11 protein-coding genes are annotated in these 16,890 nt (G+C 72.2%); 3 read left to right on the top strand and 8 right to left on the bottom strand.

Features of this window, described 5'->3' with window-relative positions:
• Positions 1–122: 122 nt before the first annotated feature.
• The 5 genes from H9622_RS13840 to H9622_RS13820 all read right to left on the bottom strand — a co-directional run bounded on the left by H9622_RS13840 (position 123) and on the right by H9622_RS13820 (position 8,759).
• Positions 123–926 carry a DNA-formamidopyrimidine glycosylase family protein gene (locus H9622_RS13840; RefSeq protein WP_191767006.1) on the bottom strand — a complete coding sequence of 268 codons (804 nt, stop codon included), beginning with the start codon at positions 924–926 and terminating at the stop codon, positions 123–125.
• Positions 919–5,721 carry an Lhr family ATP-dependent helicase gene (locus tag H9622_RS13835; protein WP_191767005.1) on the bottom strand — a complete coding sequence of 1,601 codons (4,803 nt, stop codon included), beginning with the start codon at positions 5,719–5,721 and terminating at the stop codon, positions 919–921. Before H9622_RS13835 ends, H9622_RS13840 begins: the two co-directional genes overlap by 8 nt.
• 66 nt (positions 5,722–5,787) lie before the next feature.
• Entirely contained in the window at positions 5,788–5,970 is a 183-nt protein-coding gene (locus H9622_RS13830; protein WP_191767004.1) for a PspC domain-containing protein, read from the bottom strand.
• Between the two features lie 73 nt (positions 5,971–6,043).
• Complete coding sequence (locus H9622_RS13825) at positions 6,044–7,795, bottom strand: ABC-F family ATP-binding cassette domain-containing protein (RefSeq protein ID WP_191767003.1); 1,752 nt, start codon at positions 7,793–7,795, stop codon at positions 6,044–6,046.
• 289 nt (positions 7,796–8,084) lie between these two features.
• A complete protein-coding gene (locus H9622_RS13820; protein ID WP_191767002.1) occupies positions 8,085–8,759 on the bottom strand; it encodes an alpha/beta hydrolase in 675 nt (224 codons plus the stop codon).
• Positions 8,760–8,852: 93 nt separating this feature from the next.
• On the opposite strand from H9622_RS13820, the gene H9622_RS13815 reads away from it, so the two are divergent.
• From H9622_RS13815 to H9622_RS13805, 3 genes are all read left to right on the top strand, one after another.
• Positions 8,853–9,521, top strand: a complete 669-nt coding sequence (locus H9622_RS13815; protein WP_191767001.1) for a DUF4916 domain-containing protein — start codon at positions 8,853–8,855, stop codon at positions 9,519–9,521.
• 76 nt (positions 9,522–9,597) lie between these two features.
• Positions 9,598–11,466, top strand: a complete 1,869-nt coding sequence (locus H9622_RS13810) for a M3 family metallopeptidase (RefSeq protein WP_191767079.1) — start codon at positions 9,598–9,600, stop codon at positions 11,464–11,466.
• Between the two features lie 281 nt (positions 11,467–11,747).
• Positions 11,748–13,385: a DivIVA domain-containing protein gene (locus tag H9622_RS13805; RefSeq protein ID WP_225222114.1), complete on the top strand. Its 1,638-nt coding sequence runs from the start codon at positions 11,748–11,750 to the stop codon at positions 13,383–13,385.
• 74 nt (positions 13,386–13,459) lie between these two features.
• On the opposite strand, the gene H9622_RS13800 is transcribed toward H9622_RS13805, so the two are convergent.
• From H9622_RS13800 to H9622_RS13790, 3 genes are all read right to left on the bottom strand, one after another.
• Positions 13,460–14,530 carry a threonine aldolase family protein gene (locus tag H9622_RS13800; RefSeq protein ID WP_191767000.1) on the bottom strand — a complete coding sequence of 357 codons (1,071 nt, stop codon included), beginning with the start codon at positions 14,528–14,530 and terminating at the stop codon, positions 13,460–13,462.
• Between the two features lie 159 nt (positions 14,531–14,689).
• Positions 14,690–15,391, bottom strand: coding sequence for an SDR family NAD(P)-dependent oxidoreductase (locus H9622_RS13795; protein ID WP_318247126.1), 702 nt, complete (start codon positions 15,389–15,391; stop codon positions 14,690–14,692).
• An 80-nt stretch (positions 15,392–15,471) separates the two neighbouring features.
• Positions 15,472–16,887 (bottom strand): DUF6421 family protein, encoded by a 1,416-nt coding sequence (locus H9622_RS13790; protein ID WP_191766999.1) that lies wholly within the window; start codon positions 16,885–16,887, stop codon positions 15,472–15,474.
• Between the last annotated feature and the right edge of the window lie 3 nt (positions 16,888–16,890).

Raw genomic sequence — 16,890 nt, 5'->3', positions numbered from 1 at the left:
GATCGTCCGGAGTTGTGTAACGGTGAGGAAACCGCAGGGTTTCGGGGCGCTCACGGCGCGCGGGCGACCGCCCGGTGCTCAGGGGCCGACAGATCGTCCGTGAGAAGGCCGCCGGCGTCGAGTCAGCCGGTTGCCGGACCGGTCTGGCACACCGGGCACCAGAAGACGATGCGCTCCTTGGTGGGGTCGGCGCCGAGCGACCCGCCGCGGATGATCGCGCCGCAGCGTCGGCACTCGCGCCCTTCGCGGCGGTACACCCAGGTCGAGCGACCGGGTCGGGCATCGCCCGTGAACGTGCGCCCGCTGCGGTCCTTGTTGGCGCGGATCATCCGCGTGCCGAGGTCGACGATCGCGGCCGCATCCGTCTGATCCGCAGGAGTGGTGGGGAGGATGCCGCGCACGAAGAGGATCTCGTTGGCGTACTCGTTGCCGAAGCCGGCCACATTGCGCTGATCCTGCAGCGCGACGTGCACCGCGCGGCGGTCGGCGCCCAGCCGCCGCGCCGCCTCGACGGCATCCCAGTCCGCCGCAAGGGGATCGGGGCCGAGGTAGCCGACCAGCGTGTCCTCGGCGGACGTCGGCACGACGGTGATGTCGGCGAGGTCGAAGCCCACCGTCTCCCACTCCGTGCCGTCGGGCGCGGTCGCCCCGATGACCGCCCGCGCCTTGAACGCGGCATTGCGCCAGCGCTGGCCGCGTCGGTAGACATGCCATTCGCCCTCCATCTTGAGATGCGTGTGCAGGGTCTGATCGCCGATCCGGTGCAGCAGGTGCTTCCCCCGCGACACGACGCCGTGCACGACGCTGCCGGTCAGGTCGACCGCGGCGACCTGCGGCACGCGCAGCTCGAATCGGGTGACGGTCGCACCCGCCAGGGCCTCGTTCAGCCGTCGAGCCGTGCGGTAGACGGTGTCGCCCTCAGGCATTCGGCGTTCCGGCGCTCTGCCGCGCGGCGCGCTCGGCGTCGCCCGCGGTGAGGCGGCGCAGCGTCAGCCCACGCGGGGACTCGACGAAGCCGGCCTCGCGGAGGGCGCGGCCCCACCCGGTGCCGTGGATGAACGCGCCGTTGACCTGCTCGATGGTGAGGGTGTCGAGCCGACGCGCGCGCGCCGTCGCGGCGAGGTCGCGCGTCGCCGCAGCGATGGCCGCCTCGTCACCGCTGAATGCGAGGGCGGACTTGCCGCCCCGCTCGAGGTACAGCACGAGTGAGCCGTCGACCAGCACCACGAGCGCGCCCGCCTTGCGCCCCGGGCGATGGCCGACGCCCTCGAGCGCCGGCCACCCGAGCGCCGCGCCGTACGGGTTGGCGGGGTCGGTGGCAGCGAGGGTCACGGCGCGCAGGGGCGGCGGGTCGGACAGCGCGGCGAACTCGCGCAGGCGGTCGACGGTGGTCGAGGCGGCGAACTGCGCGGCGCCGAGCTTCTCGATGACGTAGCCGCGCCGGCAGTGCCCGGCCTCTTCGAACCCGGCCAGCACGCGGTAGGCCTGGGCGAACCCGCCGGGCAGCCCTTCGGCCTGGACCGCGCCGCGGGTGACGACGCCGTAGCGGTCGAGCAGCAGGCTCGCCGCTGCGGTGGCGCGCAGTGCGGGGTCGGGCTCGGGCGTCGGCAGCAGCGACCAGCGCCCCCCGATCGCCGGCGGCCGAGGGGGGACGGATGCCGCCACGGTGCGCACCGCCGCGCCGCGATAGAGCCGGGTGCGCGGCGTCTTGCGTGCGATGCGATGGGCCTGCGATCCGCCGCCGACGAGTGTGCGCACGGGGGCGAACGTGTCGTTGGTGACCCTGCCCGCCCACGTGAGCCGCCAGAGCGCGTCGATCACGGACTGCTCGTTCTCGGCTCCCGTCAGCTGGCGGAGCTGTGCGGCGAAGTAGCCGCCCCCAGCGTCGAGCGCGGCGAGGAGCTGCGCGTCGAGCGACCCGTCCGGAATCTCGTCGTCGGCGACGGTGAGCGTCAGCGGGAGCGCATCGGCGGGATGCAGGGACACCCAGCCGTCGCGGCCCGGAAGACTGCCGTGCCCCGACCACACCACCTCGCCGGTGGCGGTGAGCTCGTCGAGCAGGGCGGGCGAATAGTCGGCGACGCGTGCCGGCAGGATGAGCGCCTCCCACGCGCTGGCCGGGATCGGCACACCGGCGAGCTGCTCGACCACCGCCGCGACCCCGTCGACTCCCTCCAGGGGACGAGTGACGTGCTGCCACACCGGCAGGAAGCGGGCATACGCGTCTTGCGGGACGGGCTCGACGCTCCCCCGGATGGCGGCGAGCGAGCGCATCCGCAGTCGGCGCAGCACCTCGGCGTCGCACCATTCGGTGTCGTCACCGGTCGTTGTGGTCGACGCGGGGAGGAAGAACCCGCTGGCCAGCCGGCCCTGCGACTCGAGCCGCTGCAGCGTGTGGCGGGCGACCGCGATGCCGACGCCGAGCCGCTGGGCGACGGCATCCGCCGTGAAGGGTCCGTGGGTGCGGGCGTAGCGCGCGACGAGGTCGCCGAGCGGATCGGCGAGGGGCTCGAGGAACGCGGTCGGGATGCCGACGGGCAGCGCCACTCCGATGGCATCGCGCAGGCGCCCCGCGTCTTCGACGGCGGCCACCCGAGGGACTCCGGCGATCGTGACGCGGATCGCGCGACGTGCGGTGACGAGGTCGTCGAGGAGAGCGGCGGCGTCGCCCTCGGTCGCCGCGATCGTGTCGGCGCGGCTCGTCCCGTCGCCGTTCGGCTCGGTGGAGGTTCGGGTGGGCTGGAGGCGGGCGGCCACCTCGGCGGCGTCGAGCGGACCGAGCAGGCGCAGCAGGTCGGCGACGCCCTCGAGGCCGCGGGCGCGGCGCTCGGGATCGAGCCGCTGCGCCTCCCGTTCGAACTGGGCGATGACGTCCGGGTCGAGCAGCTCGCGCATCTCGATCTTGCCGAGCAGCTCGGACAGCAGGGCCGGATCGACCGAGAGCGCGGCGGCGCGACGCTCCGCGAGGGGTGAGTCGCCCTCGTACATGAACGCGCCGACATATCCGAAGAGCAGGTCGCGGGCGAAAGGGGACGGCTGTGACGGCTCGGTCTCGATGAGCCGGATGCGGCGATCCCCGATGCTGCGTGAGATCCGCAGCAGTGCGGGCACGTCGTAGACGTCCTGCAGCACCTCGCGCAGCGTCTCGAGGATGATCGGGAACGTCGGATAGCGCCGCGCGACCTCGAGCAGCTGCGCCGACCGCTGCCGCTGCTGCCACAGCGGGCTGCGGCGGCCGGGGTTGCGTCGCGGCATGAGCAGAGCCCGCGCCGCGCACTCGCGGAAGCGCGAGGCGAACAGGGCCGACCCGCCCACCTCATCGGTGACGATCTGCTCGAGCTCGTCGGGATCGAAGACGAACAGCTCCGCTCCGGGCGGCTCGGCCGAGGCATCCGGGATCCTCGCGATGATTCCGTCGTCGCTGGCGACCGCCGAGCCCTCGACCCCCAGACGCTCGCGGATGCGGGCGTTGACCGCCAGCGCCCAGGGCGCGTGCACCTGCATGCCGTACGGGGAATGCAGGATGACGCGCCAGTCGCCGACCTCGTCGCGTCCTCGCTCCACCGTGAGCTGCTTGTCGGTCGGGAGGGTGCCGGTGGACTCGCGCTGCTCGGCCAGATAGGCGAGCAGGTTGCCCTGCGCGTAGTCGTCGAGCCCCGCCTCGCTGAGCCGCTCCTGCGCTCTGTCGGGCTTCGCCGCCGAGACCTCGCGCGAGAACTTGCCGAGCGCCTCGCCCAGCTCTGCAGGCCGGCCGATCCCGTCGCCGTGCCAGAAGGGCACCTTGCCGGGCTGCCCGAACGCGGGCACGACGTTGACGCGGTCGTGGGTGATCTCGACGATGCGCCAGCTGGTCGTGCCGAGCGTGAACACGTCGTTGACGCGCGACTCGTACACCATCTCCTCGTCGAGCTCGCCGACTCGGGCGTTCTGCGACTCACCGGCCACGAACACGCCGAACAGCCCGCGATCGGGGATGGTGCCGCCGCTCGTCACCGCGATCCGCTGCGAACCGGGGCGACCGGTCAGGGTGCCGTGGTCGCGGTCCCAGATGAGCCGCGGCCGCAGCTCGGCGAACTCGTCGGACGGGAACCGCCCCGCGAGGAGGTCGAGCGTCGCCTCGTATGCCGAGCGGGGGAGTGAGCGGAACGGCGCGCAGCGCTTGAGCGTCTCGTACCAGCCCTCGACGTCGATCGGCGCGAGAGCACACGCCGCGACAGTCTGCTGCGCGAGGATGTCGAGCGGGTTCTGCGGGACCGCGATGGCCTCGATCTGACCGGCGAGCATGCGCTCGGTGACGATCGCGGTGTGGAGCACGTCGCCGCGGTGCTTGGGGAAGAGTGCCGCGCGGCTGACCTCGCCGACCTGGTGGCCGGCGCGTCCGATCCGCTGCAGGCCCGACGCCGCACTCGGCGGAGCCTCGACCTGGATCACGAGGTCGACCGCGCCCATGTCGATGCCGAGTTCGAGGCTGCTGGTCGCCACGACGCAGCGCAGCACCCCGGACTTGAGCTCCTCCTCGACCTGCGCCCGCTGCTCCTTGGACACCGAGCCGTGGTGCGCCTTGGCCAGCACGGGGTCGGCCCCGGCCGTGGCGCCGGCCTGTGCCATCATCGCGGCGGGGACGGATGCCTCGGGCAGGTCGAGCCCGAGCCGCTCGGAGTAGATCTCGTTGAGGCGTCCGGTGAGGCGCTCGGCGAGGCGGCGCGAGTTGCAGAAGACGATGGTCGAGCGCTGCTGCAGGATGCGGTCGACGATCGCCTCTTCGACGTGCGGCCACACCGAGCCTGTCACCTCGGTCTCGCCGGCGCCGGACGCCCGCGCGCGGCCGCTCGAACCGTCGGCGAACCAGTCCTCGTCGATGACTTCGCCGTCACCGGTGCCGTCGCCGGTCGCGGCCGGCGCCCAGTCCGCGGGCGCCGTCGCGCCGGGTGCGGGGGGCGGGTTGAGCATGTCGTCGATCGGCACGACCACCCGCATGTCGAACGCCTTCGACGACTTCGGTGCGACGATCTCGACCGGCGCGGACCCGCCGAGGAACCGCGCCACCTCGTCGATCGGGCGCACCGTCGCCGAGAGTCCGATGCGCTGGGCCGGCTTGTCGAGCAGGGCGTCGAGGCGTTCGAGGCTCACGGCGAGGTGCGCGCCGCGCTTGGTCGCGGCGACCGCGTGCACCTCGTCGACGATGACGGTGTGCACGCCCTTGAGGGTCTCGCCCGCTGCGCTCGTGAGCATCAGGTACAGCGACTCCGGCGTCGTGATCAGGATGTCGGGCGGCGCCGTGACGAGCTTGCGCCGGTCGCTCGACGTGGTGTCGCCGGAGCGCACGCCGACCGACACGTCGGGCACCGCGACGCCGAGCCGCCGCCCGGACTGCCCGATGCCGACGAGCGGAGAGCGGAGGTTGCGCTCGACGTCGACGCCCAGCGCCTTGAGCGGGGAGATGTACAGGATGCGGGTGGGCGGGGCCGCGGCATCCGCTCGCCTCTTCCGACCCTTCGCGGGCGCCGCCGGCACACTCGCGTCCTTCTCACGGAAGACGCGGTCGATCGCCCACAGGAAGGCCGACAGCGTCTTGCCCGACCCGGTCGGCGCGACGACCAGCGCGTTCTTGCCCTTGGAGATGGCGTCCCACGCGCCGATCTGGGCATCGGTCGGGCGGGAGAACGCGCCGCGGAACCAGTCCTGCGTGGCAGGACTGAACCGCTCGAGCACGTCGCTCATCCCTCCATCTTGGTTGCTGGCGGCGACATCGGGGCGGGCTTGACGTCGGCGCCGATCGTCCTGACGTCAGCGCTCGGCGGGGATGAGCACCCAGAGCAGCAGGTACACCCAGATCGACAGGCCGAAGAACACGGTCGCGAGAACCGTGAGGATCCGCACCGCGACGACGTTGGCTCCGAACCGGTTGGCGACGGCGAGGCACGCTCCGGCGATCATGCGCCCCTCGCGGGGCCGGACGAGTTGGTTCATGTGCTCATGATGGCCCTGTTCGGCGCGCTCGGCATCCGGTTCCGCGGAAGGAACCGGATGCCGAGCGCCGCCGTCACCGCTCGGTGAGCTCGCCATCGCGGCCGAGCTCGAGCTTGAGGTCGATGCCCAGCCGCTCGAGGAACGCGTCGTCGTGGCTCACGATGAGCACCGCACCGCGGTAGGCGGCGAGGGCGTCGACGACCTGCCCGACCGTGTCGAGGTCGAGGTTGTTCGTCGGCTCATCGAGCACGATCAGCTGCGGCGGCGGGTCGGCGAGCAGCAGCCGCGCCAGGGCGACGCGGAACCGCTCGCCGCCCGACAGGGTCGAGACCGGCCGTTCGACCGCTGCCCCTCGGATGAGGAACCGGGCCAGCCGGTTGCGAAGCTCGGGAATCGGCACCGCGGAGGCAGCCGCCGCCACGTTGTCGAGCACCGAGGCGCGCTCGTCGAGCCCGTCCACCCGCTGCGGCAGGTAGCCGACCCGGTCGGTGTGCAGCTCGCCCTGTACCAGCGTCGGGAACACCGGCGCCTCGGGCGGCGTGTCGCCGTCCCCCTGCGTCGCGTCTCCTGGCTCTGGGACGCCGGGCGGGCGAGAGGGGCGTGAAACGGTCGGGAGATTCCCCGCCTCCGGCCCCGGAACAGCCCCCGCGGCCCCGGTTTCGCCCGGCCGTTTGACGTTGTCCCCCACCAACGCCTCGAGGAAGGTCGTCTTGCCGACGCCGTTGGCGCCGACGAGCGCGACCCGCTCCTGCCCCTGCACGACCCACGACCGGTGCCCGTCGCTCAGCGTCGCGATGCGGCGCCCCGCGGGAACCCCCGGATCGGGCAGGTCGATGCGGATCGTGTCGTCGTCGCGCACGCGGCGTCCGGCGGCGTCGAGCACCTCGCGGGCCTCCGCCTCCTTGCCGCGGGCCTCGGTCCGCAGCTTCCCGGCCGAGACCTGTGCCGACATCTTGCGGCCGCCCGCGACGATCCCCGGCACACGCTTCTCGGCCTGCGCCTTCTTGCCCATCGCGCTGCGGTGGGCGAGCTTCGTCTCGGTCTCGATGCGTTCGCGCTTCTCGCGCCGGACGGCCTGCGCCGCCGCCCTCTCGGCCTGCTTCGCGGCGTCTTGCTCGCTGTCGAGCCATGCCCGCCACTCCGAGTACGGACCGCCGAACACCGACAGCCGGTTGTCGTAGAGCTCGGCGGTCTCGTCCATCAGCTCGAGCAGCGAGACGTCGTGGCTCACCACGATGAGCGTCCCGCGCCACCCCCGCACCATCGCGCCGAGCCGGGCCCGGGCGTCGCGGTCGAGGTTGTTCGTGGGTTCGTCGAGCAGGGCGATGGATGCTCCGCGCAACCGGATCCCCGCGATCGCCGTGAGCACGGCCTCGCCGCCCGACAGCTCGCCGACGCGTCGGTCGAGCATGCCCGGCGACAGGCCGGCCTCGGCGAGCGCGGCGTGCGCGCGCGCCTCGATGTCCCAGTCGGAGCCGACCGCGTCGAAGTGGCGCGGGTCGGCGTCGCCGGACTCGATCGCCCGCAGCGCCGACAGCGGCACGGATACGCCGAGCAGTTCGGCGACGGGTCGATCGACGTCGAGGGTGAGCCGCTGCGGAAGGTACGCGACGTCCGCGGACGTCGCGACACTGCCGGCAGCGGGTGTGAGCTCGCCGGCGATGAGCCGGAGGAGCGTGGACTTGCCCGAGCCGTTGCGGCCGACGAGTCCGGTGCGGCCGACGCCGAAGGCGCCGGATACGTCGGCGAGGGCGAGCATGCCGTCGAGCCACGCGAACGAGACGCGGTCGAGGACGACGGACGGGGTGAGGGTATGGGTGGACATGAAGCCTCCGTGGTGCGGTCATGCGCTGGCACGGGATGCCGCAGCATCGCCTCGACGCCGGCGGAAGAGCCGGCACGCGCCGGCGGGAGGCCGGCAGAAGCCGAGGAAGAGCGGCAGGATCGACGGTCAGCGCGGAATCGGAGCGCTGGGCCGTCGGAAGGATCGACGGAGCAGCGCGATTACAGCGCGGTCGCGGCGATCAGCTTCACGGGAGTTCCTCACAGAGGGGACAAGGCCAGGGGAAACGATAGCGGATGCTCCGCCCGTGCGCCTGGGAATCTCGTGCCCGCTACGCCGAGCCGGGTCCCCCGTCGTCCTGCGCGAGCTGCTTGTCGAGGAACACACGCACGTCGGCGAGCTCCTGCTCCGACACGCTGTGCGAGAGGCCCGGGTAGACCCGGCCGCTCAGCTCGACGTGGCCGGGGAGCCACTCGGTGGTGTGCGCGACGAGGAAGTCGGGGATGACATCGTCGTTCGTGCCACGCCCCCAGAACACCGGCGGCCGCAGCTCGGCGAGCTCGCTGTCGCGGGGCAGGTCGCCGGGAGTGACGTAGCCCGACAGGTTCACCGCGAACGCGAACCGCGCCGGCTCGAGCCGCATCGCCTGCAGGGCCACCGCCGAGCCCTGAGAGAAGCCGAGCAGGCCGATCGTGCGATGAGCCGCAGCCGCGGCATCCGTCCACGCGATGAGTCCGCGTGCCGCGGCCGTGATGTGCGCGGGATCACGGGTCTCGAGTCCCTCGATCGGGTACCAGGAGTACCCGGGTGCAGGGAAGGGCGGTGCGAGCGGGGCGCGCACGGCGGCGACGGCTAACTCGGACGGGAGGTAGGGGACGAGACCGAACAGGTCGCGCTCGTCGGCGCCGTAGCCGTGCAGCAGGACGAGCAGCGGCCGCCCGTCGCGATCGCCGGGGTCGGCCGACCACAGCACGGCGTCCGCGTCGAGAGGCGTAGGGGTGCTCACGCCTCCATCGTGCCAGGGACCGGGGTCGCGATGCCTCCTCGTCGGTGCGCCCGCCCACTCTCGCCCGGCGGGGCGTTGAGGTATACAGGAGGCATGCCGGTGCGCACCCCCGATCCCGACCCCAACGAGCGCGACGACGACGGAACACCTCGCGATCCACTCGGCGGCGTGGGCGCGTCGTTCGGCTCCGGCGGCCGCAGCCTGGGGGACGGCACGTTCGGATCGCCGACACCGGATGCCGCGGCCAACCCCGGCTGGCTCAGCGACATCGAACTCGCCGAGGCCCGTCGCCGGCTGCCGATGCTGTACGTGGAGGCCCTGCCGGTGCGCACCGACGGCGTCGGCGCGGTCACCGAGGTGGGCATCCTCCTGCGGGCGACGCCGCTCGGAGAGATCACGCGCACCCTCGTCTCGGGCCGGGTCCGCTACGGCGAGACCGTGCGCGACGCGCTCTTCCGCCACGTCGAGAACGACCTCGGCCCCATGGCCTTCCCCCTGCTGCCGCCGCAGCCGCTCCCGTTCACGGTGGCCGAGTACTTCCCCCTGCCCGGCATGAGCCCGTTCCACGACGAACGCCAGCACGCCGTGTCGCTCGCCTTCGTCGTGCCGGTCACCGGCACGTGCGAGCCGCGGCAGGATGCGCTCGAGGTCACGTGGCTGAAGCCAGAGGAAGCGGCATCCGATGCCCTCTCCGCAGAGATGGAGGGCGGACGCGGCACCCTCGTGCGCCTCGCCCTCGCGAGCGTGGGCGCCTTGCGCTGACGTCGCGTCGTAGGCTCGTCGGGTGAGCAACGCCGCCCTCGAGCCCCTGTCCTTCCCGACCGACGCCGAGGGCTGGATGGCCCTCGCCACCGACCGCGCGACCGAGCGCATCGCCCGAGTCGGGGCTCTCGACGAACAGCTGAAGGCCGGGTCCGGGCTGTCGACGATCGAGCGGCTCGACCTGTGGAACGACGCCGACCTGGCGCTGGCCGAGGCCCTCAACGCCGTCTACCTGCTGAGCGAGGCCCACCCCGACGACGCCGTGCGCGAAGCGGCGGAGGCCCAGGTGCAGGCGGTGGAGGCGCTCAGCAGCGCCCGGCTGCTCGACCGCGACCTCTGGGCCGTCTTCGCCGACGCGGATGCCTCGGGGCTCGACGACGACGCCGCGCGCATGCTGTCGCACCTGCGCCGCGACTTCCGCCGCGGCGGCGTCGACCTCGACGACGAGCGGCGGGCGCGCGTGCGCGAGCTCACCGACCGCGACACCGAACTGTCGCTCGTCTTCTCCCGGAACGTGCGCGACGGCCGCCGCGAGATCACCGTGCCCGCCGACGCCCTGACCGGGCTGCCGCAGGACTTCATCGACGCGCACCCCGTCGACGCCGACGGGCGGGTCACCCTCACCACCGACTACACCGACCTGCTGCCGGTGCGCGAGTTCGCGGCCGAGCGCGCGACCCGGGTGGCCCTCGTGAGCGCGTACAACGACCTGGCGTGGCCCGAGAACGACAGTGTGCTCGCCGAGCTGCTCGAGGTGCGCGCCCAGCGGGCCGAGCTGCTCGGCTTCGCCGATTGGGCCGACTACGAGACCGAGACGAGGATGATCGGCTCGGGTCCTGAGATCCCCGCTTTCCTCTCGAGACTGGATGCCGCGTCCGCCGAGGCTGCGACCGTCGAGCACGCCCGGCTGCTGGAGCGGCTGCGCCGCGACGAGCCCGAGGCCGACGTCGTCACGATCGCCGACTCCTGGTACCTGCTCGGCGCGCTCAAGCGCGAGGAGTACGACGTCGACGCGCAACTGGTGCGCTCCTACCTCCCGTTCGACCGGGTGCGGGCGGGCGTGCTCGACGTCACCGGGCGCCTGCTCGGCGTCGAGTACCGGCCCGTCGCGGTGCCGACCTGGCATGAGGACGTGGCGAGCTACGACGTGCTGCGCGACGGGGAGCGGATCGGCCGCATCCACCTCGACCTGCACCCGCGCGCCGGCAAGTTCAGCCACGCGGCGTGCTTCCCGCTTGTACCGGGGGTCTCCGGACGCTCACTTCCCGAGGCCGTGCTGCTGTGCAACTTCTCGCGGGGACTTCTCGCGCACGACGACGTCGTGACGTTCTTCCACGAGTTCGGGCACCTCGTCCACGACATCCTCGGCGCCGATCATCGCTGGGTGCGCTTCAGCGGCGTCGCGACGGAGTGGGACTTCGTCGAGGCGCCGAGCCAGCTGCTCGAGGAGTGGGCGTGGGACGCCGAGGTTCTCCGCTCGTTCACGGCGAACGCTGCCGGTGAGCCGATCCCGGCCGAGCTCGTCGAGAAGATGCGCATCGCCGACGCGTTCGGCCGCGCGCTCGAGGTGCGGCGCCAGCTCGGGCATGCGAACGTCTCTTACCGCCTGCACGTCGATCGTCCGAGCGACCTCCAGGCCGAGACGGAGCGGCTGTACTCCGAGACCAGCCCGGTGCAGCCGCTGCCAGGACTCCACCCGTACGCCGGGTTCGGCCACCTCACGGGGTACGGAGCCTGCTACTACACGTACCAGTGGAGCCTCGTGATCGCCCGCGACCTGCTCTCGGGCTTCGACCGGGGGCTCATGGACGAGCAGACCGCGGACCGATATCGCCGCGAGATCCTCGAGCCCGGCGGGTCGCGGGACGCCCGGGATCTGGTGGAGGCCTTCCTCGGCCGGGAGTACTCCTTCGACGCCTACCGGGAGTGGCTCGCGGGGGCCTGAGGCCGCGGCATCCCGAGTCGCCCATCCGCTGTCCGCGAGGCGTGTTCGCGCCATCCACAGCACCCGCCGCCGCGCATGCCGAATACACAGGTCGGCGGAGTAGTCTTCACCTGCCCGAGCCGCAGTTCGCTGCGCCCAGAACACTGGAGTCGTCGAGGGCGTCGTCTCCGCCCCTCGCCACTGTCGGATGCACCCTCCGCTGGGACGAGTGTGCGGGTCTGCGCCACTCCATCCCCCCGATGAGATCGCCGACCCCGATCCCCTAGAAGCGGAGACACTCGATGTCCGACAACGCCTCGCCCGCCCGTAACGACGCGGCCGAAGACACCAGCACCCACCCGTTCGACCGCCTGATGGCGAACGCCGCCACCCCCGCCGCGCAGAGCGCCGACGCGGGCTTCACGACCGCCTTCCGCGGCTACGACAAGGAAGAGGTCGACGCAGCGGTCGCCGGCCTCAACGCCCGCGTGCGCGCGGCCACCGAGCAGGTGACGCTGCTCAAGCAGAACCAGCGGCGCGCCAGCGCGGCGGTCTCGCAGAGCCGCGAGAAGGCCGACCGCCTCGAGAGCGAGCTCGCCGCCGCGACCGCCCAGCGCCAGGAGGCGCTGGAGCGTCTCGAGACCGAGGTCGCCGCGGCTGCCGCACGCGACCGCGATGCCGTCGCCCGCCTCGAGGCCGAGCTCGCGGCGGTCCAGGCGAAGCTCTCGAACACCGAGCACCGTGTGCAGGCGCTCACCGAGGAGCTCGTCAGTGCGACCGAGGAGTCGGCGTCGCCGAACCGCCCGCAGTTCGAGGAGATCCTCCGCGTCGCCGAGGAGCAGGCGAGCGTCGTGCTGCGCAATGCGACCGTGCAGGGCGAGAGACTGCTCGCCGCCGCGCACGAAGACATCGACAACCGCCGCAAGGATGCCAAGGCCGAGGCGGACGCGATCATCTCGCAGGCCCAGCACGAGGCTCAGCAGGCGCGTCTGCGCATCGAGACCGAGCTCACGGCGCACCAGGCGCGGATCGAGCGCGAGGCCGCCCACGCGGCCGAGAAGGTCTCGCAGGCCGAGCGTGAGGCGGCAGCGATCCGCTCCGAGGCCGAGAAGGGCGTCGCGACGCTGCGGTCGATGGTCGCCCGCGAGACCGCGCACGCGCGGTCCGAGGCGGAGGAGGCGGTGCGCGAGCTGCGCGTCCGCGCCCTCGAGTTCGAGGCATCCCTCACCCGCCGTCAGGACGACGCCCAGCAGGAATTCCTCGTGCTGCACAACCAGGCCGTCGCCCACGCCGAGCGCATCACGCAGGACGCCAACGACCAGGTCGCCGCGTCGCTCGAGCACGCGCAGCGCGTGTCGGCGAAGGCGGACGACTTCGAGCGTCTCGTGCGCGCCCAGGCCCAGCAGGTCGAGGCGGACGCCGCGATGCGTGCCCGCGAGCAGCTCGACCAGGCCCGCGCCAAGGCGCAGCAGATCATCGACCTGGTGACGAGCCACTCGCAGGGCGTGCTGCGCGACGCCGAAGACCGCACGCGTCAGCTGCGCTGGCAGCAGCATCAGCTGACGAGCTTCATGGCCGAGGTGAAGGACCTCATCCGTCCGACCGCGCCGCTCGACCTCGCCGAGGCCGGCGTGACGTCCGAGGCCGGCGTGACGACCGAGACCGATGCGGTCGCCGAGACCCTCGAGGACGCCGCGCCCATCGAGCACGTCGTGCACGCGGAGGACGTCGACGCGGAGCACGACGGGCATGACGCGCCCGTCGCCGAGGCGGCCGAGGACGAGCAGCCGGAGCCGTCCGACGCGGGTGGCTCCGAGGGTGGCGCCGGCTCCGACGCCGACGCCGACACCGGCGCCGACGCAGAGCAGGCCGAGAGCGCCGAGTTCGACGCCGAGGCCGAGCCGCGCGCTGAGGATGCGGAGCAGCCCGCCGGCGCCTGACGCCCGCACCCGTCCCCACACGTGAAAGGGCAGGATCCGCAGCGGCGGATCCTGCCCTTTCGGCGTTTCCGGCGTCAGGCGCGGGCGGTCTCCCGCGCGATTGCGGCCAGGAAGGCGTCGATGTCGTTCTCGGAGGTGTCGAACGAGCACATCCAGCGCACCTCGTTCTTCGCGGCATCCCAGTCGTAGAAGCGGAAGGATTCGCGCAGCCGGTCGGCGACGCCGTCCGGCAGAGTGGCGAACACGCCATTGGCCTGCGTCGGGTGCGTGAACGCCACACCCCGGATGGACCCGTCGGCGAGCCCCGCCTCGATGCCTGCCCGCAGGCGCTGGGCCATCGCGTTGGAATGCGCCGCGTTGCGGTGCCACAGGTCGCCGTCGAGCAGCGCGACGAGCTGTGCCGAGACGAACCGCATCTTCGACGACAGCTGCATGTCGAGCTTGCGGAGGTAGGTGAGACCCTGGGATGCCTCGGGGTTCAGCACCACGATCGCCTCGCCGAGCATCGCCCCGTTCTTGGTGCCGCCGAAGCTGAGGACGTCGACGCCCGCGTCGCGCGTGAAGGCGCGGAACGGCACGTCCAGCGAAGCCGCCGCGTTCGAGATGCGCGACCCGTCCATGTGCAGCCGCATGCCGTGGCCGTGGACGTGGTCGGCGATCGTGCGGATCTCGTCGACCGAGTACAGGGTGCCGAGCTCGGTGGACTGCGTGATCGAGACCACGAGCGGCTGAGCCCGGTGCTCGTCGCCCCAGCCCCACGCCTCGCGGTCGATCAGCTCGGGCGTGAGCTTGCCGTCGTCGGTCGGAACGCTGAGGATCTTGATCCCGCCGACGCGCTCGGGCGCTCCGCCCTCGTCGACGTTGATGTGCGCCGTGGTCGCCGAGATCACGGCGCCCCAGCGGGGGAGCATCGACTGCAGGCCCACGACGTTCGCCCCGGTGCCGTTGAACACCGGGTACGCCTCGACGCCCTCGCCGAAGTGGCGGGCCATCACGGACTGCAGCCGCTCGGTGTAGACATCCTCACCGTAGGCGACCTGGTGCCCGTCGTTGGCGGCCGCGATGGCCGCGAGCACCTCGGGATGGATGCCGGAATAGTTGTCGGATGCGAAGCCGCGGAGGTTTGGGTCGTGGATCGTGCTCACGGAGGTCCAATCTAGCTGCGTGTCGTAACTCAGGATGAGCTGTCGGGTCGAGGTGAGGGCACCGCGTGGTTCCGCGCCCGGGGCGACGAGCGCTCGGCGGCGGTCCTGAGAACCGTACGCGGGTGCCGCGGCAGGTCGGCCCGAGCCGACGCGCCCGGGTCAGAGGGCAGGGTCGGTCAGCTCGACGATGGTGTCGTTGACCTCGGCGGCCCGGCTCGCCCAGAGGTCGGCGAACCGCTGTGCGAGCGCCTCTTCGAGCCCGTCGAGGCTCTTGACGCGGAAGATGACGGATGCCGCGGCCAGCGGCGCGCCCGCATCCCGAGCGCCCTTCGTGAACCCCTGCGCGACGGCTCGCGTCCACGCCTCGGTCGCGGCCTTGACCGCGGCGTAGTTCGCGCCGCCGGCGAGCGGGCGGGCGACCGCGGTCGACGAGACGACAGCCAGGCGGGCCGCCTCGGATCCGCGGAGGTCGGCGTCGAACGTCCGGCTGACGTGGCGCAGCGCGGTGAACGACCGCTCGAGGAACCGGTAGTCGTCGTCGCTCTGCCCGGCGAGTCCGCCCCCGCCGCGCCAGCCGCCGACGAGGTGCAGCACCCCGTCGACCGGTCCCTCGGCGGCGTGCACGCGCTCCGCGAGTGCCGTGACATCGTGCTCGTCGGTCAGGTCGCACACCTCGGTGCGGACGCCGGGAACCGCGGCAGCCAGCTCGCCGAGCCGGCCGGCATCCCGGCCGACCGCGACGACCTGCGCCCCGGCCGAAGCCAGGACGCGGGCCGCCGCGAGACCGGAAGCGCTGGTCGCCCCGGCGATCAGCACGAGCCGCCCGGCGACCCCGGCGTCACCCCTTCGTTCAGTGTCCACGGATGTCTCCCTGCGCGCCCTCTGCGACCGGCATCCGTGGACACCGAATGAAGTCAGGTATCGGTGGACACCGAACGGAATCAGGCATCGGCGCCGGTGATCCCGGCCGTCGACTCGATGACCGGCTTCATCTTCTTGTCGAGCGCCTCGAAGAACATCGACAGCGGGAACTCGTCGTCCATGACCGCGTCGGTGTAGCCCTTCGGCGGGCCGGCGAGGATGTCGTCGGACAGGCCGCGAGCCCACGCCGACGCCGGGTTCGGCGTGAGCGTGCCGCGCACGAGGTCGTAGGCGGCGAGCCAGTGCGCCGTCTTCGGGCGGTCGATCGAGCGCCAGTACAGTTCGTCGATCGCGTCGGCCAGGGCGACGACCGCGGCGGGCACGTCCTCCCAGTCGAACGCGAGGGCCGTGTCGGTCCAGTGCAGCACGCCGCGCTGGTGCAGCCACGCGAACAGCAGCTGGCCGCCGAGCCCGTCGTAGTTGCGCACGCGCGAGCCGGTGATCGCGAACCGGAAGATGCGGTCGAAGATCACCGCGTACTGCACGAGCTTCGCGTGCTCGAGCATCTCCGTCTCCGCCGTCGACAGGTCGTCGCGGGCCGACAGGCGTCCCTGGATCGCGACGCACTCGCGGAAGGCCGTGAGGTCGCAGCGCAGCTCTTCGAGCGAGTACAGGAAGTACGGCATCCGCTGCTTGATCATGAACGGGTCGAACGGCAGGTCGCCGCGCATGTGGGTGCGGTCGTGGATGATGTCCCACATCACGAACGTCTTCTCGGCGAGCTCCTGGTCGTCGAGCATGCGCGCGGCGTCTTCGGGCAGCTCGAGCTTCGTGATCTCGGCAGCGGCGCGCACGACGCGACGGTAGCGCGCGGCCTCGCGGTCCTGGAAGATCGCGCCCCATGTGAACGACGGGATCTCGCGCATGGCGACCGTCTCGGGGAAGAGCACGGCGCTGTTGGTGTCGTAGCCCGGCGTGAAGTCGAGGAACCGCAGCGACACGAACAGCTTGTTCGTGTACTCGGTCTCGAGCTCGGCGATGAAATCGGGCCAGATGACCTCGACGAGGACGGCCTCGACATGGCGCTCGGACGATCCGTTCTGCGTGTACATCGGGAAGACGACGAGGTGGCGGATGCCGTCGACGCGGTGCTGCTGCGGCTGGAATGCCACGAGCGAGTCGAGGAAGTCGGGGACGCCGAAGTCCTCGCCCATCCAGCGCTCGAAGTCGCGGATGGATGCCTCGAGGTAGGCCGCATCGTGCGGGAAGAGCGGGGCGAGCTCGGCGATCGACGCGATGATCGTCGCGACGTGCTCGCGCGCCTGCGGGTGGGCCGCGGCATCCGGAATCGAACCGTCTTTGATCTGCAGGGGCTGCAGGGCGGTCGCGGCGGCCTTCAGCGAGAGCCAGGCGGGCGACGTCTCGACGCCACGGGCGTCCTCGACGACCTCGGGTTCGCCGACGATGGCCTGCGCTGCAGAAGTCGTGGTGGGCATGGT

The sequence above is a fragment of the Microbacterium gallinarum genome, assembly GCF_014837165.1.
Classification (GTDB): Bacteria; Actinomycetota; Actinomycetes; order Actinomycetales; family Microbacteriaceae; genus Microbacterium; species Microbacterium gallinarum.
This window is presented reverse-complemented; position numbering and strand designations above follow the sequence as displayed.

Coding starts and splice junctions, on each gene's coding strand:
- H9622_RS13840 (WP_191767006.1), bottom strand. CDS start 926: ATGCCTGAGGGCGACACCGTCTACCGCACGGCTCGACGGCTGAACGAG.
- H9622_RS13835 (WP_191767005.1), bottom strand. CDS start 5,721: ATGAGCGACGTGCTCGAGCGGTTCAGTCCTGCCACGCAGGACTGGTTC.
- H9622_RS13830 (WP_191767004.1), bottom strand. CDS start 5,970: ATGAACCAACTCGTCCGGCCCCGCGAGGGGCGCATGATCGCCGGAGCG.
- H9622_RS13825 (WP_191767003.1), bottom strand. CDS start 7,795: ATGTCCACCCATACCCTCACCCCGTCCGTCGTCCTCGACCGCGTCTCG.
- H9622_RS13815 (WP_191767001.1), top strand. CDS start 8,853: ATGCCGGTGCGCACCCCCGATCCCGACCCCAACGAGCGCGACGACGAC.
- H9622_RS13810 (WP_191767079.1), top strand. CDS start 9,598: ATGGCCCTCGCCACCGACCGCGCGACCGAGCGCATCGCCCGAGTCGGG.
- H9622_RS13805 (WP_225222114.1), top strand. CDS start 11,748: ATGTCCGACAACGCCTCGCCCGCCCGTAACGACGCGGCCGAAGACACC.
- H9622_RS13790 (WP_191766999.1), bottom strand. CDS start 16,887: ATGCCCACCACGACTTCTGCAGCGCAGGCCATCGTCGGCGAACCCGAG.